This window comes from Flavonifractor sp. An91 (assembly GCF_002159225.1).
In the GTDB taxonomy this organism is placed as follows: Bacteria; Bacillota; Clostridia; order Oscillospirales; family Oscillospiraceae; genus Flavonifractor; species Flavonifractor avicola.
Genome location: NZ_NFHA01000029.1, coordinates 1 through 20998 on the forward strand (window position 1 = coordinate 1; position 20998 = coordinate 20998).

At 61.2% G+C, this 20998-nt stretch carries 21 protein-coding genes; 7 read left to right on the forward strand and 14 right to left on the reverse strand.

Going from position 1 to position 20998, the window contains the following annotated elements; all coding sequences use genetic code 11:
• Together B5G42_RS18215 and B5G42_RS13920 are read left to right on the forward strand one after the other, a co-directional pair.
• On the forward strand, positions 1-708 hold a 708-nt coding region (locus tag B5G42_RS18215), incomplete at its 5' end, for an SH3 domain-containing protein (protein WP_343286704.1).
• Complete coding sequence (locus tag B5G42_RS13920; protein WP_087271497.1) at positions 705-1097, forward strand: hypothetical protein; 393 nt, start codon at positions 705-707, stop codon at positions 1095-1097. The genes B5G42_RS18215 and B5G42_RS13920, both read left to right, overlap by 4 nt.
• A gap of 45 nt (positions 1098-1142) precedes the next feature.
• Here the strand turns inward: B5G42_RS13920 and B5G42_RS13925 are convergent, their stop codons facing one another.
• From B5G42_RS13925 to abc-f, 11 genes are all read right to left on the reverse strand, one after another.
• Positions 1143-2792, reverse strand: a complete 1650-nt coding sequence (locus B5G42_RS13925; protein ID WP_087271500.1) for a stalk domain-containing protein — start codon at positions 2790-2792, stop codon at positions 1143-1145.
• 154 nt (positions 2793-2946) lie between these two features.
• Positions 2947-4356 carry an aminopeptidase gene (locus B5G42_RS13930; protein ID WP_087271503.1) on the reverse strand — a complete coding sequence of 470 codons (1410 nt, stop codon included), beginning with the start codon at positions 4354-4356 and terminating at the stop codon, positions 2947-2949.
• A gap of 26 nt (positions 4357-4382) precedes the next feature.
• Positions 4383-4976 (reverse strand): dephospho-CoA kinase, encoded by a 594-nt coding sequence (coaE, locus tag B5G42_RS13935; RefSeq protein WP_087271505.1) that lies wholly within the window; start codon positions 4974-4976, stop codon positions 4383-4385.
• Positions 4977-5165: 189 nt separating this feature from the next.
• Positions 5166-5894: an anti-sigma-I factor RsgI family protein gene (locus B5G42_RS13940; protein WP_087271510.1), complete on the reverse strand. Its 729-nt coding sequence runs from the start codon at positions 5892-5894 to the stop codon at positions 5166-5168.
• On the reverse strand, positions 5887-6369 hold the full coding sequence (locus B5G42_RS13945) for an RNA polymerase sigma factor (RefSeq protein WP_087271513.1): 483 nt from the start codon (positions 6367-6369) through the stop codon (positions 5887-5889). The genes B5G42_RS13940 and B5G42_RS13945 overlap by 8 nt, the downstream gene beginning before the upstream one ends.
• A 37-nt stretch (positions 6370-6406) precedes the next feature.
• Positions 6407-6658, reverse strand: a complete 252-nt coding sequence (locus B5G42_RS13950; RefSeq protein WP_087271516.1) for a hypothetical protein — start codon at positions 6656-6658, stop codon at positions 6407-6409.
• A gap of 105 nt (positions 6659-6763) precedes the next feature.
• Complete coding sequence (locus tag B5G42_RS13955) at positions 6764-7789, reverse strand: L-threonylcarbamoyladenylate synthase (protein ID WP_087271519.1); 1026 nt, start codon at positions 7787-7789, stop codon at positions 6764-6766.
• A 147-nt stretch (positions 7790-7936) separates the two neighbouring features.
• The gene (locus tag B5G42_RS13960; protein ID WP_087187077.1) at positions 7937-8194 is read right to left on the reverse strand and encodes a hypothetical protein; all 258 of its coding nucleotides are present in this window, start codon (positions 8192-8194) and stop codon (positions 7937-7939) included.
• 40 nt (positions 8195-8234) lie between these two features.
• Positions 8235-9299 carry a peptide chain release factor 1 gene (gene prfA, locus B5G42_RS13965; protein WP_087187078.1) on the reverse strand — a complete coding sequence of 355 codons (1065 nt, stop codon included), beginning with the start codon at positions 9297-9299 and terminating at the stop codon, positions 8235-8237.
• Between the two features lie 12 nt (positions 9300-9311).
• Positions 9312-9947, reverse strand: coding sequence for a YdcF family protein (locus B5G42_RS13970; protein WP_087271522.1), 636 nt, complete (start codon positions 9945-9947; stop codon positions 9312-9314).
• Positions 9944-11845 (reverse strand): ribosomal protection-like ABC-F family protein, encoded by a 1902-nt coding sequence (gene abc-f, locus B5G42_RS13975; RefSeq protein ID WP_087271525.1) that lies wholly within the window; start codon positions 11843-11845, stop codon positions 9944-9946. Before abc-f ends, B5G42_RS13970 begins: the two co-directional genes overlap by 4 nt.
• Positions 11846-11933: 88 nt before the next feature.
• On the opposite strand from abc-f, the gene mtnA reads away from it, so the two are divergent.
• Entirely contained in the window at positions 11934-12923 is a 990-nt protein-coding gene (gene mtnA / locus B5G42_RS13980) for an S-methyl-5-thioribose-1-phosphate isomerase (RefSeq protein ID WP_087271527.1), read from the forward strand.
• A 54-nt stretch (positions 12924-12977) separates the two neighbouring features.
• On the opposite strand, the gene murF is transcribed toward mtnA, so the two are convergent.
• Both murF and B5G42_RS13990 read right to left on the reverse strand, forming a co-directional pair.
• Positions 12978-14369: a UDP-N-acetylmuramoyl-tripeptide--D-alanyl-D-alanine ligase gene (murF, locus tag B5G42_RS13985; protein ID WP_087271530.1), complete on the reverse strand. Its 1392-nt coding sequence runs from the start codon at positions 14367-14369 to the stop codon at positions 12978-12980.
• A gap of 40 nt (positions 14370-14409) precedes the next feature.
• A complete protein-coding gene (locus B5G42_RS13990) occupies positions 14410-15459 on the reverse strand; it encodes a D-alanine--D-alanine ligase (RefSeq protein WP_087271533.1) in 1050 nt (349 codons plus the stop codon).
• Positions 15460-15766: 307 nt separating this feature from the next.
• On the opposite strand from B5G42_RS13990, the gene B5G42_RS13995 reads away from it, so the two are divergent.
• On the forward strand, positions 15767-16906 hold the full coding sequence (locus B5G42_RS13995) for an MFS transporter (protein ID WP_087271536.1): 1140 nt from the start codon (positions 15767-15769) through the stop codon (positions 16904-16906).
• Between the two features lie 43 nt (positions 16907-16949).
• Here B5G42_RS13995 and B5G42_RS14000 read toward each other — a convergent pair whose 3' ends face one another.
• Entirely contained in the window at positions 16950-18212 is a 1263-nt protein-coding gene (locus B5G42_RS14000) for an Ig-like domain-containing protein (protein ID WP_087271539.1), read from the reverse strand.
• A 141-nt stretch (positions 18213-18353) separates the two neighbouring features.
• Between B5G42_RS14000 and B5G42_RS14005 the strand changes: the two genes are divergently transcribed.
• The 3 genes from B5G42_RS14005 (at position 18354) to ffh (ending at position 20964) form a co-directional block, all read left to right on the forward strand.
• The gene (locus B5G42_RS14005; protein WP_087271542.1) at positions 18354-19121 is read left to right on the forward strand and encodes a formate/nitrite transporter family protein; all 768 of its coding nucleotides are present in this window, start codon (positions 18354-18356) and stop codon (positions 19119-19121) included.
• A gap of 111 nt (positions 19122-19232) precedes the next feature.
• On the forward strand, positions 19233-19601 hold the full coding sequence (gene ylxM, locus B5G42_RS14010; protein WP_087187086.1) for a YlxM family DNA-binding protein: 369 nt from the start codon (positions 19233-19235) through the stop codon (positions 19599-19601).
• Between the two features lie 4 nt (positions 19602-19605).
• Positions 19606-20964, forward strand: coding sequence for a signal recognition particle protein (gene ffh / locus B5G42_RS14015; RefSeq protein WP_087187087.1), 1359 nt, complete (start codon positions 19606-19608; stop codon positions 20962-20964).
• Positions 20965-20998: the final 34 nt, after the last annotated feature.

The window sequence follows — 20998 nt, forward strand, 5'->3', positions numbered from 1 at the left end:
GCCACCCCCTCCCCCACGCCTGTTGTGACGCCTTCTCCCACACCTGCTCCAACACCTGCCCTCTCCGCTGAACCGGAGCTCTCTGGTTCTTCCGCACCAGAGCCGGCCCTTTCGGAGACACCAGCCGCGGAGCCGTCCGTCTCGCCCACTCCGGAAGCCAGTCCCCTGCCCTCCCCTGTTCAGGCCCAGGCCACGACTCAGCTTTCTGAGGCCCAGCCCGCCGCCGATCCCTACGCCGGGGCCGCCGCGGTGCTCCCCGCCGGTGCTTCCTTTACCATCCTGGGGGAAAAGGAAAACTGGTGGAAGGTGTCCTCCGGCTACGGAACCGGCTGGGTAGACCATCGCCTGTGCATGATCAATCTGCCCGACGTGGTCCCTTCTATCGTATATGACGCCACCAACGCTTATGCCTCCCGGTACACCAGTTCAGGAAAAGATATCCCCGGTATCACCGGCCAGGCTCTCTACCAGGGCAAGGTGTATAACCCCCGCTTTGATGAGGAGCAGTTCCTCATGCCGGTGCTCTACGCCACCGCCAAAAAGATCTGCGCCGCCCAGCAGAAGGCCCTGGCCCAGGGCAACAGTCTGAAGCTATACGAGGCCTACCGGCCTTATGCCACCCAGCGGGCGGTGGTCAAGACCCTGACCGCTCTGGCAGAGAAGGACCCGGAGGTGAAGGCGGCATCACCACAAAGCCCTGGTCCATGACCTACTTCATCAACACCGGCTACTCCAATCACCAGAAGGGTTTTGCGTTGGATGTAAGCCTGGTGAAGGTATCCCGTACCGAGACCCGCACCACCGGCGGCCACACCTATCTGGTACCGGTGGACTATCAGGAGTACGAAATGCCCACCCCCATCCATGAACCGAGCATGGCGGCGGCCTCCACCACCGGTCCCGGCGAAACAACCCTGGCTTCCACCATGAATGACCCGGCTCTGGCCCTGCGGGACTACTTCCGCAAGGCGGGCATGACGCCCCTGGAGTCGGAGTGGTGGCATTTCAACGACTACGCCGCCCGCACTCTGACGGGAGGACGCACCTCCACCGGCGGCTTTGAGGTCACCCGCTGCCGCAGCACCACACCTGGATAAAGAGAGAGGCAGGACATTTCGTCCTGCCTCTCTCTTTGATCTGATCTAGTTTTTGACACCGGAACCGCCACAGCCGCTGCACAGCCTCTGGCCGGTTCCGCCGCAGTAGGTACACTTCTGAGGGGTCTCGATCCCCATGACGGAGATAGACTGCCCCTGACCGGTGCCTCTGCAATAGGGGCAGGTCACCATTCCGTCTCCGCCGCAGACGGCGCAGGGCTCAGAGCCCACGGCGGAGCCGCCGCTGCCGGAACTGCTGCCGCCGGAGGTACTGGTACCGTTGTTGAATATCTCTTTCACGTTGCTGCCGTTACTGTCCATAATATAGATGGAGGTAGCGCCCCAGGAGCTGGACCCGGCAGTAAAGCCGCTCTGACTCTCAAGAAAGACCACCTTGGAGTCGTTGTTGGCCAGGCATCTGCACTGGTAGCTGCCCTGATAGAGCACCTCCTGGAGGTCGGTGCTGCGGTTGACCCGCACCACCTTGGTCTGGCTGTGACCATACTGCCAATCCGCCGTCCAGGTATAGACGTTGGCCTGCCGGAAACCATTCTCGGCAGCGTTGTAGCTGCTCTCGCTGACACTCTGACGGACGCCGGTGGAGGCGTTGTGGAAGTAATAGGCGCCGTCGTCATCAAAGTAGATGCCCGAGCCGTCCGCTGCGCAGAAGAGATCGCTCCCCACGTTGTCATATAGAGTCCGGCTGGCGCCGGTGGCCGGATCGGCCTCAATGATGGAGTGGGACCAGGCGGCATTGGAATAGAAGTAGTCGCTGAGATAGATCTTGCCGCCCGCAGCCGTCATATTGATGTAATTGGACAGCCCATCGTTGTGGTAGAGCTGCCTGCTGCTGCCGGTGTTCAGGTCCACGGCGTACACCGAGTTCTCGTTCTCGCCGGTGACTACCAGATAGTCCCGGTAAATCATCATCTGCGCGATCTCCAGTTTCCCGTCCTGATTGAATACGATGGACCGGGCGCCGGTGGCGGGATCGATGCGGTAGACGGCCTGATTGCTGCCGCTCCCATGGTAGTAGACCTTCCCGTCGTAGGGAATGATCTCAGCGGGATAGACCGCCGCGTTGAAGGAGGTGACGGAGACGCCGTCATACCGGTAGAGCGTGGTCTGCCCCCCGAAGGAGAAGTAGAGGATGTCCCCGTCAAACACCGCCCTGCTCCGGACCTCCTTGTAGGTGATGTCCTTGTACACCCGGTTTTGGTCGGCGGCAGCCGACTGGCCGCCGGAGGTGATGACCACTCGGTTGTTGGCCCCGTCCCACTGCACGTTGCAGTCCAACGACTCAGACACCGCCCGGACGGGCACCAGGGTCCGGCCGTTGAGAGCTATAGGAGCTACATCCAACTCGAAGTACTGGGCCTGACCGTCGCCCACCTGCTTTGCCAGCACATTTTTCCCTAACTGCATGGCAATCAGGGTATCGCCCCTCTGTGCCGCCACTCCCTGGTATTCCGGTATCCACTCAACCGTAGCGCCCAGCTTCTCAAAGATGGCACGGAAGGGCACCAACACCCGCCCGTTCTGGGCGATGGGCGGCTGGTCAAAGGTCAGTTTTTCCCCGTCTACATACACGGAGATTTCGTTCGCCGCCGACTGGGCAGTGCCTCCGGCAGGCACAAAGAGCGCCGTCAGCAACAGCACAGAGAGCACCAGAGACAAAAATTTGTGTCTTTTCATAGAATTCACTCCATTCCTATTTTATTTTGTTAGAAGCAGTATACCATAATTATCCTTGTATATCAATCCGTGGGAAATCTTTTTTACCGTCCGGGCAAAAACATGGGGAGCACCTGACCATCAGGTCGGGTGCTCCCCATGTTTTTTATTATACTTACTGAGCCTCGTAGACCGCCTTCATGCCCTTGTAGGTCATATAGCAGTCCAGCTTGGACACGGTCTCGAAGGGGGCGTGCATGGACAGAACAGGCACGCCGGCGTCGATGGTGTCGATATCGCGCTCAGCCATATAGCAGGCCACGGTGCCGCCGCCGCCGGCGTCCACCTTGCCCAGCTCGGCCATCTGCCACACCACACCGGCGGCATCCAGCACCTTACGGGTGTAGGCCACCAGCTCAGCGGAGGCATCGGAAGCGCCGGACTTGCCCCGGGCGCCGGTGTACTTGCACAGGCCCATGCCGTAGTTGACCCGGGCGCTGTTGCGCTTCTCGTACACATCGGCAAAGTTGGGGTCAAAGGCGGCGGTCACGTCGGCGGACAGGCAGAAGGACTTCTCATAGCAGGCCTTCAGGGTCACCCGCTGGGCGTCGCACAGATCGCTCATGAAGGTATCGAAGGCGGCGGACTGCATACCGGACACGCCCTCGGAGCCGATCTCCTCCTTATCGGCCAGCATACACACGGCAGTGCGGGCGGGGGTGCCCAGGGTAAACAGGGCAGCCAGGGCGGCGAAGCCGCACACCCGGTCGTCGTGGCCGTAGGCGCCGATGAGGGAGCGGTCAAAGCCGATATCCATGGCCTTGAAGGCGGGCACGGCGGACAGCTCGGCAGAGATAAAGTCCTCCTCGGTAATACCGTACTTCTGGTTGAGCAGGTCCAGAACAGCCAGCTTCACCCGGTCGGAGCCCTCGTCACCGGCAAAGGGACGGCTGCCGATGAGCAGGTTCAGGCTCTCGCCGGGAATGGCCTCGCCCAGAGGCTTCTTGGACTGCTCAGCACCCAGGTGGGGCAGCAGGTCATCGATGGTGAAGCGGGGCTCGCCCTCAGAGGAGCCAATGGACACCTTTACGGTGGTGCCATCCTTCAGGGCAATGACACCGTGGAGCTCCAGAGGGATGGTGACCCACTGATACTTACGGATACCGCCGTAGTAGTGGGTCTTGAAGAAGGCCAGCTCAGCGTCCTCATAGAGGGGGTTGGGCTTCAGGTCCAGGCGGGGGGAATCGATGTGGGCGGCGCCGATATTGACGCCCTCGCTGAGGGGCTTGCTGCCGATGACAGCCAGCATGATGGCCTTGCCCCGGTTCACCCGGTACAGCTTGTCGCCGGGATTGAGGGCCATACCACGGACAAAGGGCTTGAAGCCGTGATACTCGGCCAGGCGGACGGTCTCGTCCACGCACTCCCGCTCGGTCTTGCCGGCGTCCAGGAACTTCTTGTAATCCTCGCAATATGCGTTCAGATCCGCCTCTTCCGCAGGATTCAGGCGGTCATAGCCATTCTTGGGCTGATAGAGCAGGGCTTCCCGCCGCAGCTCACCGGCGGTCTTTTGTTTCTCTTCCATGTGAGAGTCCTCCTTTATGATAAACGTTATGGGATCAGCGTCTGAAACAGAGCCAGGGCCTTTTGGGCAAATTCCTCCGCCGTGCCCTGATTCTCCAGGATATAGGTGCAGTGGGTACGGAAAAAATCATCCCCCTGCTGGGCATCCACCCGCTTACGGGCGTAGTCCTCCGGGATACCCTCCCGGGCCATGATGCGGCGGATACGGATCTCCCTGGGAGCCAGAATGCCCACCACCGCGTCGCAGGTCTCCCCTACGCCGCTCTCGATGAGAGCGATGGCATCGATGGCTACCGCCGTCCGTCCGTCCGTCTCTGCCTGGGCGGCCTGCCGGTCGATCTCTTCGATGATAAATCGATGGGTAATGGCATTCAGGTCGGCCAAAGCGGTGGGATCGGCAAAGACCACACTGCCCAGGGCCTTCCGGTCCACCTGCCCCGTCTCATCCAGGATGGCAGAACCAAAACGGGCCGTCAGGGCGTCCCCCATGGGAGCGCTGTGGGCCAGCAGGTCATGATACACCTGATCGGCGTCAATGATATGGGCCCCCAGTTCGGTCAATACGTTGAGGGCGGTGGTCTTACCCGCCCCGGTGGGGCCGGTGATGCCGATGCGTTTCATGTCCTTCGCCTCCAGCAGTTAGTATACCACACTATCGGTATGGTGTGTGAGCGATTTGTAAATTGTGGCGGCTTCTCCACATCCGCAGCCTAATTAGTATACCACAAGTTCCGCCCCTTTGGAAAACGATTTTTTCCAAAAGCGAAGAATCGGGACGGCGAATTTTCACTCGCCGTCCCGATTTTATCGCTATTCATGCTCGGACCAGCCGTGGTGATGGCCGTGGCCGTTCCCCGTCGGGGCACTCTCTACAACGTTTCCCTGCTCCAGCGATCCAATCCAGTCCCGGATCTGCCGCATGGTCAGCCCCGCCACATCCTCCGCCGTCACAGTGGGGTCCAGAGCCTGAAGTTCCAGAAACGCCTGGTACTTGCCCAGGGACAGCCCGGCATGGTGGGCCTGCTCCAGCGCTTCCGCATCCCCATGATGGCACTGGACATTCTCCTGCCCAGCGGTACAGTCCTCCGCCCCCGCCAGCAGACGGCTGCACTGGACCTCATCCTCCCCCGCCACGGTGACGGACAACAGCTCACCTGCCGCCAGCCGGTCGGCAATGCTCTCACTGGCTACCAGCTGTTCCAGGGCCTCCTGGTAGTCCATCAATCTCAGGTCCAGGCTGTCGGCCAGCTCCTGACCGTCCTCATTCCAGGCGCGGACGGTCACTACCCTATCAAACCTGTTGATCCCCAGTTCCAGGGATGGATTGATGTCGATGCTGAGATAGGTGGTTGGTGTAAAGTAGTAACGGTATCCACCCAGCCCCGCCAACAGCAGCACCAGGCAGACTGCCACCGCGGCCAGGTAGCCCACAGGCCGGTGGCGGCGGCTCCGCGCCCGGTCCAGGGCGGCCCGGGTATTTTCCTTCATGGCTTCTCCGGCGTGAAGCTGCCCAAAGGCCTCCCGAATCTGCTCATCCATGGTCCTCACCCCCCAGCGTTTCCTTCAGGTGCGCCCTAGCCCGGGCCAGAGTGGTGTAGATGGTGTTCACGTTCTTACCCAGCAGGCGGCTCAGCTCCGGGGCGGTATAGCCCTCGTAGTAGTGGAGGTATACCACCTGCCGCTCCTTCTGGGGCAACGCCAGCACGGCGGCCAGCACCTCCCGGCCCTGGCCGGTAAGCTTGTCGGCCTGGCCGGTCAATTCCTCCAGAGGCACGGTATTTCTGCGGAAAAAGCTGCGGAGCAGGTCCTTGCAGGCATTGAGGGTCACCCGGATGAACCAGGCCTTCTCATGCTCGCCGCTTTCAAAGGGCTTGTCGCGGAGCAGATACTTCAAAAACACCGTCTGGAAGATGTCCTGGGTGTCCGCCTCATTCTTCAGATGGATCATGCACAGCCGCCGGACGGTATCCCCATACCGCTCCACGGCCTGATTGGTCTCCTCTTCACTTCGCATAGACACCCTCACCTCCCCTCCTGCTCAGCCGGACCTGTTACCAGCCGTGATGGCCGCCGCCGTGGCAGCCGTGTCCACTGTACCCACCGCCATACCGGCAGCTTGTACCATGGTAGTCACACACCCCATCGCCGTCGGCATCTACAAACCGGCAATAGTTCCCCCGGTTGTCACAGATCCCGTCGCCGTTGGCGTCCACATAATTTCGCCCCCCGGCGGCAAAGGCGCCGGTCACTCCCACCGTCAGCACCAGAGCGGCAATGGCGGTACCCATCAGGATTTTCTTCATGTGAATTCCTCCTTACTTCTTTTGGTTTCACCCTGAATACGAACCAAAGGACGGAATCCTTTCAACGGTTAAAAAAAGATGGCCGTGAAAACACGGCTATCTTCGTTAATCGGGCTGATCGGCCCGGATGATATGGAATCCGGCCGCCTTGTTGAGCCGGTTGGCCACCGCCAGACCAATGCCGGTGGCGTCGGGGCACTGGGCCCAGATGTGTGTCACGTCGGTGCCGTCAAACCAACGCAGGGCGTCAAACACCCGTCTGGCCTGCTCGGGCACGTCGGTGCTGGGGCCCAGCTGCTCCAGGGGGTGGCCCTCAAACAGATGGGTATACTCGTCAAAGCAGATCACCCCGTCGCCGGGGGCCATATGGGTCTGGATGTATCGGGCCGCCGTCTCAGGCGCGCCCTGAACCACCGTCACCGGCGCTTTGGGTGCGTAGTGGCGGTACTTCATGCCGGGGGCCTTAGGCTGCTCCCCGGCACCCATGAGCCGAGTCACTGCCGGGTCCACCGCCACCTCGCCCAGTACACTCTTCAGCTGCTCCAGGGTGATGCCGCCGGGACGCAGCAGCCTGGGCGGTTGCTCGGTCAGGTCGATGATGGTGGACTCCACCCCCACGGAGCAGGGACCGCCGTCCACAATGCCATCGATCTTGCCGTCCATATCCTCCAGCATATCCGCCATATTGGTGGGGCTGGGCCGGCCGGAAGTATTGCCCGACGGGGCAGCTACCGGCACATCCGCGGCAGCGATGATAGCCCGGCACACCGGATGGGCCGGGCAACGCATCCCCACTGTGTCCAGTCCGGCGGTAACAGCGGCAGGCACAATGGGCTTGTGCTTGAGGATCATGGTCATGGGACCGGGCCAGAATTTGTCGGCCAGGGCATAGGCCGCCTCCGGGATGTCCTCGCAGTAGCGCTCCAGCCAGTCGGCGGTGGGGATATGAAGAATCAGCGGGTTGTCTTGGGGACGGCCCTTGGCCGCAAAAATGTGACCTACCGCCTCGCTGTTCAGCCCGTTGGCCCCCAGGCCGTACACCGTCTCGGTGGGGATACCCAGCAGACCGCCCCGGCGGAGGATGTCCGCCGCCTCCCCGATCTGCTTATCATTTAAACGCAGGGTATGCATCCTTCCTCACCGCTTTCTCAAAACCGATGACAGCGGCGGCGACGGCGGTCCCTCTGTACCACCGTCAGGATACCTGCCGCCAGCAGGGCGGCGCCGGACAGGATGTGCAGGATGCCAATGGCCTTTTTCATACCCAAGTCTCCTTTGTTATTCGTAGATGCCCACCGGGGTGCCCGCCAGTTCAATGGTGGTATCGGGGGCGAATTTGGCCTTTTGCAGATAGCCCTTCACGGTGAGAATGCCGTATTTGGGGTTGACCTTCTCGTCCTCCAGCTCCAGCTCCAGATAGTCGGCGCCCGAGCCGGTGAGCCAGCCGTCGTCCTCCAGCAGGTTCGCCAGATCGTCCCGTACCAGATCCAGGGTCAGCCCCTCCGGCAGGGTATTGAAATGAATGATCAGTTCCATGGTCAGTGCTCCTTTTCTGGGATTCCGGGATGCCTCCCGTTTATTCCTCCTGGCTGTGTTTGAGCCGCTCGGCCTGGTCAGCGGTAACCAGTCCATCGATGATCTCGTCCAGGTCGCCGTTCATCACATTCTCCAGCTTATACAGGGTCAGGCCAATGCGGTGATCGGTGAGCCGTCCCTGAGGGAAATTGTAGGTACGGATGCGCTCGTTCCGCATTCCGGTGCCCACCTGGCTGCGGCGCTCCGCCGTCAGGGACTCCTCCTGCTCCCGTACCTTCTCCTCATACAGCCGGGAGCGCAGGATCTGCATGGCCTTGTCCCGGTTCTGGAACTGGCTGCGCTCCTGCTGGCACTCCACCACCGTGCCGGTTGGCTTGTGGATGAGCCGCACAGCGGAGGAGGTTTTATTCACGTGCTGTCCGCCCGCGCCGGAGGAGCGGAACACCTGCATCTCAATGTCGGCGGGATTGAGCTCAAAGTCCACCTCGTCCACCTCGGGCAGCACCGCCACGGTGGCAGTGGAGGTATGGATGCGCCCGCCCGACTCGGTCTCGGGCACCCGCTGGACCCGGTGTACTCCGCTTTCAAATTTCAGGCGGGAGTAGGCCCCGTCTCCCTCAATGGTAAAGCAGATTTCCTTGACGCCGCCCAGCTCGGTTTCATTCACCGAGTCTACCTCCACCTTCCAGCGGCGGGCGTCGGCGTACATGGAGTACATCCGGAACAGGGAGTGGGCAAACAGGGCCGCTTCCTCCCCTCCTACTCCGGCCCGGATTTCCACAATGACGTTCTTGTCGTCGTTGGGGTCCCGGGGCAGCAGCAGGATGCGGATCTCATCCTCCAGCCGTGCGATGTCCTCCTTGGCCTGCTGATACTCCTCCTGGGCCAGCTCCTTCATGTCGGGATCGCCCATCAGCTCCTCCGCGTCCTTCAGGTCCTGCTGACGGCGGGTATAGGCCCGCCAGGCAGTGACCACCGGCTCCAGCTCCCGCTGCTCCTTATTGAGCTTAGCCACCAGGGCCGGGTCATTATAGGTCTCACCCGCTCCCAGCTGGGCCTCGATACTGGCAAAACGCAGGTCCAGGGCGCTTAGTTTTTGCTGCATATCCAAATCATATCACCTGTCAAAGAAATAGGACTTGACCAGAGCCAGCGGCTCCCGGATGTACATCTTCAGCCGGGATGGAATGTGGGAGCTGGGGGCCGCCAGGGTGGACAGGGTGTAATCCCCCTCCCATGCCCTGTCCCACAGCATCCGCACCCGGGTCAGGTGGAAGCCGTTGGACACCACCAGCATCTGGCTGGTATCAATCCCCTCCCGCTCCAGCAGCGCCTGGGTAAAGCGGATGTTTTCCCAGGTGTTGTGGGACTGGTCCTCCAGCAGGATCTGGTCTGAGTCCACCCCGTGGTCGGTCAGATAATCGTACATACACTGGGCCTCGCTCTGGTGTTCGTCGGGGCCCTGCCCGCCTGAGGCCACGATGGTCAGGTCCGGGTGATCCTCCAGGTAGTCCAGAGCTTTGTCCAGCCGGTCCTGGAGCAGGATGGACGGCCCCCAGGACTCCACCTTGCAGCCCAGGATCACCATCACCTTGGGTTCGCCGGTGATACTGTCGTGGGCGCCAGACAGCACCACGCCCAGCAGCACCGCAAAACTCAGCAGAGCGGCCAGCACCGCCGCCAGCAGAGCCAGCAGCCATACCGGCTTTCTGCGCCCTCCGTAGGGGCGGTAATACTGTTTCTTTCGTCTCATCCTCTGGCCTCTTCCAATTCCGCGGCCAGGGTCTCCCACTTGGTGTACAGGGTGGCGATCTCGTCCTCCAGCGCCTTCTGCTCCTCATACACCTTCTGGAGCTCCAGATAGTTGGAGGCCACCTCCTCGGCTTTCAGAGACAGCTCATACTGCCGCTCCTCCGCCTTGGCTACCGCCCGCTCCGCCGCGGCCACCTGCTTCTCCAGCTCCTTGGTGCCGCCGGGGCGCTTGGGCTTCTCCTTCTTGGGCTTCTCCGGCTCAACTTTCACCGGGGCAGCAGCTTGGTTCTTGGCCCGCTCACGGGCGGCCCGGAACTCCTCAAAGGTGCCCCGGAAGTCGGTGATGTGCCCGTCCTCCAGCATCCAGATGCGGGTGGCAAACTGCTTAATGAAGTAGCGGTCATGGGATACGAAGAGCAGGTTGCCCTCGTAGTCTGCCACCGCCTCCTCAATCCACTCCCGGCTGGCGATGTCCAGATGGTTGGTGGGCTCGTCCAAGATAAGCAGGTTGATCTGCTCATCCATCAGCATACACAGCCGCAGGCGGCTCTGTTCGCCGCCGGACAGGGCGGACACCGGCTTGAATACGTCCTCTCCCCGGAAATTAAAGGCAGCCAGCCGGTTGCGGGCGGTCTGGGTGGAGCAGTCCTGATCGTAAATCATGGTATCCACCAGGTTGCGCTCCGGGTGGGAGAAATGGATGATCTGGGGCAGGTAACCCACCTTTACAGTTGGCCCCATCTTTAGCTTTCCGGAGTCGGGCTCCTCCTCCTTCAGCAGAATCTTCAGCAGGGTGGATTTGCCGGTGCCGTTATCTCCCAGCAGGGCGATGCGCTCGCCCCCCACCACCTCCAGATTGACGTGGTCGAAGAGGGTGCGCCCGTCAAAGGACTTTTTCAGTTCCTTGATGGTCAAAACTTCGTCGCCCCGGAACTCCCGCTCCCCGAACTTCATATCCAGGCGGCGCTCCTTGGTGGGCTTGTCGGTGGTGCGCAGACGCTCAATCCGCTTCTCCATGGACTGGGCCCGCTTAAAGATCTTGTCGTTGCCTGAGTAGGCCCAGATCCGCAGCTGCTGGGAGGCCTTCTCCAGCTGCTCGATCTTGGCCTGTTCCTTCTCGTACTGCTTCAGCTTCTCCTGGTAACGGTGCTCTTTCTCCACCACGTAGAAGGAGTAGTTGCCCTCGTAGAACTCCGCCTTGCCGTCCTGGATCTCAATGACCCGCTTGACCACCCGGTCCAGGAACCAGCGGTCATGGGAGATGGCAAGGACAGTACCTTTATACTTATCCAGATATTCCTCCAGCCATTCCGTGGCCCGGAGGTCCAGATGGTTGGTGGGCTCGTCCAGCAGCAGGATGTCGGTATCCTCCAGAATGAGCCGGGCCAGATTGACCCGGGTCTTTTCGCCGCCGGACAGAGAGGAAAAGAGCTGGTTTCTCATATCCTGGGAAATTTCCAGGCCGTTGCACACCTTGTTCAGGGGGGTGATGGTATCATAACCGCCCCCCGCCTCAAAGGCGGCAGTGAGGGCATCGTACCGCCGCAGCAGAGCCGGGTCGCTGTCCTGGCCCATACGGACGGTGAGCTCCTCCATCTCCCGCTCCATGTCGTGAAGCCGCTGGAAAGCGGTCTGGAGCACGTCCTCCACCGTGTACTCCGGCGGATAGACGGGGATCTGGGAGATAAGCCCCACCCCCTTGCCGGGGGCGATGTGGACCTCACCGTCATCCCAGTCCATTTCGCCGGTGAGGATTTTGAACACCGTGGTCTTGCCGGCGCCGTTTTTGCCCAGCAGGCCCACCCGTTCCCCCTGGTCGATCTGGAAGGTGAGGCCATCCAATATTTTTTTACCTACCTCGAACTCTTTGGACAGGTTCGAGACGGAGATATCGATCATTGCTTGCCTCCAAATGGTGTGTGTGATACAATCGGTTGGAAGAAAACGCCCCGGTCCGCCGGGGCCGCATCACAAGGAGGAGTTCTCTATGGACGCGATCCGTTGGGAAGGAAATACCCTTTACTTACTTGACCAGACAAAGCTTCCGGTGGAGGAGACCTGGCTCCCCTACACCGATTACCGGCCGGTGGCCAATGCCATCCGCACCATGGTAGTGCGGGGTGCTCCCGCCATTGGCGTCACCGCCGCCTACGCCTATTGCCTGGCCGCTTTGGCCGGGGATGACCTGGCCGAGGCCAAGGCCGTCCTGGCCGCCAGCCGTCCCACGGCGGTCAATCTGTTCTGGGCTCTGGACCGGATGGCCAGAAAGGCTGCTGATTGCGGCGGAGACCCGGAAACCCTCATTGCCGAGGCTGTGACCATCCATCAGGAAGATGTGGCTATGTGTAAGGCCATGGGCCTTTACGGTGCTTCTGTGGTGCCTGATCACGCCCACATCCTCACCCACTGCAATGCCGGAGCCCTGGCCACCGGCGGCTACGGTACCGCTCTGGGAGTCATCCGGGCCGCCCATGAGCAGGGTAAAGTGGATATGGTTTACGCTGATGAGACCCGTCCCCTGCTCCAGGGCGCCCGGCTCACCGCCTACGAGCTGGTCACCGACCACATTCCCGCCACCCTCATTGCCGACAACATGGCTGCCAGCCTGATGGCCAAGGGCAAGATCGACATGGTGGTGGTGGGCTGCGACCGGATGGCGGCCAACGGAGACTTCGCCAACAAGATTGGCACCTACTCGGTGGCGGTGAACGCCCATCATCACGGGGTTCCCTTCTATGTGGCCCTCCCCTGCTCCACCATCGATCTGACGATCCCGGATGGCTCCGGCATCCCCATCGAGGAGCGGGACAAGAACGAGGTGCGTACCCTGTACGGAGTCCAGACCGCGCCGGCCACGGTGGAGGTTTACAACCCCGCCTTTGACGTGACCCCACACAGCCTGGTCACCGGCATCATCACCGAGAAGGGCATCATCTATTCGCCCTTCAAGGAGAATCTGCAGAAGCTGTTTGGATAACACAGATAGCATCAGGACCTTCCCCCCGGTGGGGGGAAGGTCTTTTTTTCGCCATTACGCCTCTTTGGTGATGGTCAGCAGGTACTCCACCAGCTCCTCCAGGGCCATGCCCCGGGAGGCCTTTACCAGAATGGTAGCGTGGGGGCGCACCACGCTGTCCAGTACCGGCTTGGCCTCTGCCTTGTCGGCGCAGTGCCAGCACACCGGCACACCTGCCGCCTTGGCGGCATCGTAAATATGCTTGGACAGCTCACCCACCGCCACAAGACAGTGGATGCCCGCCTTGGCCAAGTACTCGCCGATGCCGGCATGGAGGGCGGGAGCCAGGGGGCCCAACTCAAACATATCGCCCAGCACCGCAACCTTGTACTCTCCCTTGGCGTTGGAGAGCACCTCCACCGCCGCCCGCATGGACTGGGGATTGGCGTTGTAGGTGTCGTTGAGGATGGTGATATCATCCCCACGGGTGAGGATGTTCATCCGCATCTTGGTGGGGGCGAAGTGGAGCACTCCGTCGGCGATCTCCTGAGCGGTCAGGCCGAAGTGCTGGCCTACCGCCGCCGCCATCAGGGTAGGATAAATCATATGGTCACCCAGAGCCGGGATTTCCACCGGGAAATCACCGTCAGGCGTTTCTACCTTACAGCTGATCCGGCTCTTGCCGTCGCTGGCCAGATCCACCGCCCGGTAGTCCAGCCCCTCCCCGGAGCCCACCCGGATGAAGGGATGGGGCAGCTTGCCGGGCAGGGTGTTCAGCAGCGGGTCGTCGCCGTTGATGACGGCAGGCGCACCCGGCTTGGCGTGGTGGAAGATCTCGCTCTTGGCCTCCAGAATCTTCTCCCGGGAGCCGAAATGCTCAATGTGGGAGTCGCCGATGTTGGTCATGAGGATCATGTCGGGCTCCACAATGGCGGAGAGATAGTCGATCTCCCCGGCGTGGTTCATGCCCAGCTCCAGCACGGCGATCTGGTGCTCCGGCTTGAGCCGCAGCAGGGTCATGGGCACCCCGATGTCGTTGTTCAGGTTGCCCTCGGTCTTGAGGACGTTGTACTTCTCCCCCAGCACCGCCGCCACCATGTCCTTGGTGGTGGTCTTGCCCACCGAGCCGGTAATGGCTACCACAGGGATGGCGAATTTCTGCTTGTAATACTTGGCCAGATCCCGGAGGGCCCGGTGGGTGGACTTCACCTTAATATAGAACTTGCCGGGCAGATAGCTGTCCCGCTCCCGCTGGGTGAAGCACCCGGCAGCGCCCCCTTCCAGGGCGGCGTTGATGTAGGCATGACCGTCAAAGCGCTCTCCCACCAGGGGGATAAACAGAGAACCGGGATGGATGGTACGGCTGTCGGTCTCCACCCGGCTCACCGCCCGGTTCAGATCTCCGAACTCACCCAGCAGGCTGCCGCCTACCGCTTCCATGATCTCTCGTATGGTCATCGGCTCCATGTTGTTGTCTCCTTCAATCTCTCTCGTTCCGGATGCCGGTTTACCGGCCCTGTTTTCTGGCCTCCAGGGAGGCCTCCACAATGCGCTGGCACAGGCTGTTGTAATCAATGCCCACCGCGGCGGCCTCCTGGGGCAGCAGGCTGGTGGGGGTCATGCCGGGCAGGGTGTTGATCTCCAGGAACCAGGGCTCACCGTCGCTGGTGACGATGAAGTCGGCCCGGGAATAGACGGACAGGCCCAGGGTCTCATACACCCGCAGGGCGGCGGCGCGGAGCTTCTCCTCCCACTCCGCCGGAATCTCCGAGGGGCACACCTCCAGAGCCGCACCGGGCTGATACTTGTTGGCGTAGTCGTAGAAGCCCTCCTTGGGGATGATCTCGATGGAGGGCAGGGCCTTGCCGTCCAGGATGCCCACCTGGATCTCACGGCCCTTCACATACTCCTCCAGCACGGTGCGGCCTCCCAGGGTCAGGCCGTCGGTGAGGGATTTGCGCAGCTCGTCGGCGGTATAGGCGATGGACACGCCGATGGAGGAGCCGCTGGCCACCGGCTTTACCACCAGAGGCAGCCGGGCGGTCTTGACCAGGCCCTCAATATCCTCCGCCTTGTACTCCACGGTCTTCCAGCCGGGGGTATTTACCACGTCGGCCACCATCCGCTTGGTCAGGTCCTTGTCCATGGCGATGGCGCTGGACAGGTAGCCCGCCCCGGTGTAGGGGATGCCCATCAGGTCAAAGGCGGCCTGGACCTTGCCGTCCTCGCCGCAGGTGCCGTGGAGGGCCAGGAACACCAGATCGGCCATCTGGCACAGCTCCAGCACACCGGGGCCAAACACGCTCTTGCTGTCGCCGGGACGGCTGGCCTTGATCTGCTCCAGGTCAGGGGCCTCCCGGCTGATCTTTTTAAAGGATTCGGGCACCGGCGCATCAAAGAAAGACTCGTCTGCACGGCCCTGCTCCAGGCCGAAAAACATATCGATGAGTCCCGCCCGATGGCCCAGAGCCCGCAGGGCCTCGGTCACCATGGTGCCGGTGGAAAGGGACACGTTCCGCTCCGGGGACAGCCCCCCGGCCAAAACTACGATCTTCATAATACACCTCAGTTGCCAGTTTGATACAATATGATACGCGCTAATGGTACATTATAGCACGCTTTACCTCTATACTCAACTACCTTTCGACTATCTATGCATGAAATCTTTCTTTTTCCGGTGGTCATACCCTACCGCTTGACATTCCTCCGCCATTCTGCTACATTGAACCCAGAACTTCCTTTTATGGAGTAAAGCAACTATGCTGTATCGGTCCAATCCCACCTGAGGTGCATCCTAACATCCCGGCGCTGTGATCCAGCGCCTTGTTTTGATGCAGAAATTCAGGAAGGATTGGATCTTTTTCATGAAACGGAATTTAAGGTGTATGTACGCCATCGCCCTTTTGCAGGGCATGGTCTTTTACGGCCCTGTGGCCACCCTCTACCGGGAAGCGCAAGGCGTGTCTATCGCCCAGATCACCCTCATTGAGAGCATCTCCCTGGCTCTGTGCATCCTGCTGGAGGTGCCCTGGGGGATCCTGGCCGACCGGCTGGGGTACAAACGCACCATGATCGGGTGCTGTTTTCTCTATTTCCTGTCCAAAATCGTGTTCTGGCAGGCAGACGGCTTCGGCGGCTTCCTGCTGGAGCGGGTCATGCTCAGCGTGGTGGTAGCCGGGATGTCCGGGGTAGACACCAGCATTCTCTACCTCTCCAGAGGCGAGCAGGACAGCCAGCAGGTTTTTGGGTGGTACAACAGCCTCCAGACCGCCGGGCTGCTCATCGCCGCCCTCATCTTCTCCCTGTTTGTCGGAGACAACTACGCCCTGGCGGGGGGCCTCACTGTCCTCAGCTATGGCGCCGCCGCCCTGTGCGCCCTGGGGCTCACCGAGGTGAAGTCACCCGCCCCCTTCTCTCCACGGCTGACCCTGGATATCCTGCGCCAGACGCTGACCAATCGACGTCTGCTCCTCTTTCTCCTGTCGGCGGCCCTCCTCTCCGAGGCCCACCAGACCATCACCACCTTTTTAAATCAGCTGCAATATGCCCGCGCCGGCCTGCCCGATTGGGCCATTGGTGCCCTCTATATCGCCGCCACAGTACTGGGCATGGCGGGAATCTGGTCCGCCCGGCTCACCCGCCGAACGGGCACCGTGGGAACAGCGGTGCTGCTCTATGGCGGCGGGGTACTGGCCTGTATCGCCCTGGCTCTGACCGCTGCCCCTCTCCCCTCCATCTGTGCCATTCTCACTCTGCGGCTGTGCAATACCCTATGCCAGCCCTTCCTGATGGAGTTGCAAAACAAGCAGGTGTCCACACCTCACCGGGCCACCGCCCTCAGCGTCCACGCCATGTTCATAGATGGGGTGGGGGTTGGTACCAACCTGGCTTTCGGTGCTCTGGCGGAAATCAATCTGTCCTGGTCCTTCTGGCTGGGCGGCGGAATCTGCCTTGTTGGGTTACTTCTTTTTATCATATGGTATAAACTACGTCCCCGAGCATAAAGGGAAACGGCCGCCGATGGCGGCCGTTTTTCTCATATTTCCTTTAAAACCAGCCGGTGTCCCGGCTGTCCAGCAGATCCAGGGCGGCGCACAGCAGCTGGGCCGCCTCTCCACGGGTGAGAGTTTCCGTGAGGCCGGCCTCTGCCGGCAGTACCCCGCAGGTGGACAGGTTGGCCGCCGACTGGGCCGCCCAGGCGGGAGCGTCGGCGGCAAAGGTCTGGGCGTCCACGTCGGTGACGGACAGCACCCGGTCCAGCAGCACCGCCGCCTCGGCGGTGGTGATGGAATCATCGGCCCGGAACACCACCCGGCCCTCATCATCGGTGGTCCCCTGGACCAGACCGCACTTCAGGGCGGAGGACACATAGGGCTTGGCCCAGGTGGGAATGCTCTCGTCGTCGGCGAAGCCGGTGCGGGACACCCCCTCCAGGGACTCCACCCCGGCAGCATTCATAGCCATGGCCACAAACTCGCTGCGGGTGACGGCGGCGTCAGGCTGGAAGAAGTATTCCCCTCCCATGCACTCGCCCACAAAGACCCCCTCCTCCGCCAGACGAATGGCCGCCTTATGGGCAGGGTGGCCGCTGAGATCGGCGTAGGTCACCTTGGTGTCCGGCTTTTCGATCTTTACTTTGACTGTAGCCGGGTCGGAGGCGTTGCCCACCGTGTCCATGGCAATATAGGTGAAGGAGTCCTTACCGGTCTTATTCTCATAGGGGGTGTAGACGAACTGGCCATCCTCCCCAATGGTTACCAAACCCCGGGCGGGCTTCTTCACCAGCCGGTAGGTCAGCAGGTCACCCTCCGGGTCCACGGCGGAAAAGCGGTCGGTGACCGCCACATTTTTATAGGTGGACAGCTCCAGATTCTCCGCCACCGGGGCGCCGTTGGCCTCGGTCAGCAGATGGACCTCCACCCCAACCTCCTGTCCCGGCTCACCGTCGGCAAAGAGTGGCTGAAAGGTAAAGCTGGCCTCCAGAGCGGTGGGGGTAACAGAGGGGGTGAAGCGCAGGCCGTCCACGGCAGTCATGGCGATCACATCCCCCTCTCCCACCATCTGGCCGCCCACGGTGAGTATGCCTTCTTCGGGCAGCTGGGTGATCACGATGGCGTCCAGAGCGCCCTCCCCCTCCACCACAAAGTCTGAGGACTGGAAGGCGATGGTCTCGGTGGCCATACCGTTCTTCACCACGTCCAGCACCGTGGGGCTGGTCTCCTCCTGGTCCAGAAAGAGCGCCGAGGCAGGCATGGCCGCGGTGAGCAGGGCGGCCGTCAGCGCTGCGGCAATCAGGATGCGGGTTTTCACTGATAGTACCTCCTTATCTGATGTAAGGTTAGTGTTTGCCGGTGTGGTGGAATTATACAAAATGTGGGCCGCCCTCTTGTACGAAACCAGAATCTCCGGTACAATATTGAAAATAATTTGTCCCTGTGGAGGAATCTGCCCATGAACCGTGCTGTTGTGGAACAAATCGCTCAGGCAGGCGCCGGCAAGCTGGCTCTGGCCCGCAAGGCGCCTCTGCGCTATCTGACCCGGGCCGCCCTGGCCGGGGCCTTTATTTTTGTGGGGGCCCTGCTGTCCTGCCTGTGCTCCGCCTGGTTTTACAGCGGAGCCCTGCCTGTGGCCAAGCTGCTGGGCGCTGTCACCTTCTCGGCAGCCCTTACCCTGATCGTTCTGCTGGGCGGCGAGCTTTTTACCGGCTGCAACCTGGTGATGGGGGTCTCCCTCTATGAAAATCAGGTCTCCCCCGCCGGGGCTCTGCGGGTCTGGATCATGTCCTATCTGGGCAACCTGGCAGGCATTCTGGTGCTCTGCCTGGTGCTGGTGGGCTCCGGAGCCAGCGCCGACCTGCTGGGGGCCTATCTGGCCGTCATCGTGCCCGGCAAGCTGTCTCTGCCCTGGTATGTGCTGCTGCTCCGGGGCGTGCTGTGCAATTTCCTGGTGTGCATCGGGGTGTTCGCCGGCTTCCGCCTCCAGAGCGAGACGGGTAAGGCCCTGGTCATCGCCCTGGCCATCACTACCTTTGTACTCACCGGCCTGGAACACTCCATTGCCAACATGGCCTACTTTGCCCTGTACGCTCTGTACACCCATGCGGCAGACTGGGCCGCCATGGGCTGGAACCTGCTGTGGGTCACCATCGGCAACCTGCTGGGAGGCGCGGTGCTGCTGGGCTGGCCCCTGTGGTATGCCGCCGAAGAAAAAGAAAAATAAAGCGCGCTTTCCCCCTTGACAAACGGAGGAAAATCGTGTATCATCACCTCTGTTGTAAAGCTTTGAAACTTTACTTCCTTTACAGAACGACTTACTGAAGGAGGGTGTACCATGAAGAACCAGGCCTATCGCATGGCTCTGCTCTATGATTTTTATGGAGATATGCTCACCGACCGACAGAAGGAATTCTATGACCTCTACTACAATGAGGACCTCTCTCTGGCTGAGATCGCCGAGAACTACGGCATCACCCGCCAGGGCGTCCGGGACGTGATTGTCCGGGCCGAGGCCATCCTCACCGAGCTGGAGGACAAAACCGGCATCATCAAGCGCTTCCACAAGATGCAGCAGCAGTTCCTGGAGGTGGAAGAGGCGGTGAACGCCATCGCCCAGCGCAACGACCAGCGCTGGCAGGACGACGAGGTTGAGATCCAGTGCAACCGCATCCGCAGTGTTCTGGATCAACTGAAACAGGAGTGACCCCATGGCATTTGAAGGACTGACCGAAAAGCTGTCCGCCGCCTTTAAGCGGCTGCGGGGCAAGGGCCGTCTCACCGAGGCCGACGTAAAGGAGGCCATGAAGGAGATCCGGATGGCCCTGCTGGAGGCCGACGTAAACTTCAAGGTGGTCAAGCAGTTTGTGGCCTCTGTCACCGAGCGGGCCGTGGGCTCCGACGTACTGGAGAGCCTGACCCCCGCTCAAATGATCGTCAAGATCGTCAACGAAGAGCTGACCAATCTGATGGGCGGCGAAAGCACCAAGCTGACCATCTCTCCCAAGCCCCCCACGGTTGTGATGCTGTGCGGCCTCAACGGCGCCGGCAAGACTACCAACGGCGCCAAGCTGGCGGGCTTTCTGAAAAAGCAGGGCAAGCGGCCCCTTCTGGTGGCCTGCGACACCTTCCGCCCCGCCGCCATCACTCAGCTGGAGGTTGTGGGCTCCCAGGTAGACGTGCCTGTGTTCCAGATGGGTCAGATCGACCCCATCGACATCGCCAAGGCGGGCATTGAGCACGCCAAGAAGCACGGCAACGACATCGTATTCATCGACACCGCCGGTCGTCTCCACGTGGACGAGGAGCTGATGGAACAGCTCAAGGACATGAAGGCGGCCATTGACCCCACCGAGATCTTGCTCATCGTGGACGCCATGATCGGTCAGGACGCGGTAAACGCCGCCAAGGCCTTTGACGAGGCTCTGGATATCACTGGCGTCATGCTCACCAAGCTGGACGGCGACGCCCGGGGCGGCGCAGCCCTCTCCATCAAAGCGGTCACCGGCAAGCCCATCAAGTTCGTGGGCCAGGGTGAGAAGCTGGACCAGGTGGACATCTTCTACCCCGACCGGATGGCCTCCCGTATCCTGGGCATGGGCGACGTGCTCTCCCTCATCGAGAAAGCCCAGCAGACCTTTGACGCCAAGAAGGCCGCCGAGCTGGAGCAGAAGCTGCGGAAAAACCGCTTCACCCTCTCGGACTTCTACGATCAGCTGGTGCAGATCAAGAGCATGGGTTCCCTGTCCGACATTGCAGGGATGCTCCCCGGCGTCAACGCCAAGGCTCTGGAAGGTGCTAACGTGGACGAGAAGTCCCTGGCCCGCACCGAAGCCATTATCCTGTCCATGACCCCTGCCGAGCGGGAGGACCCCTCCCTGCTGAACAACAGCCGGAAAAAGCGCATCGCCGCCGGCTCCGGTACCCAGGTGGTGGACATCAACCGTCTGCTCAAGCAGTTCGACATGATGCAGCAGATGAGCAAACAGTTCTCCGGCAAGCAGATGAAGCGTCTTGGCAAGCTGGGGAAACTGGGTAAGCTGGGCAAAATGCCTGGTCTGCCCTTCTAAACGGTGGTAAACGCGCCACGTCGCGTTTCCATAG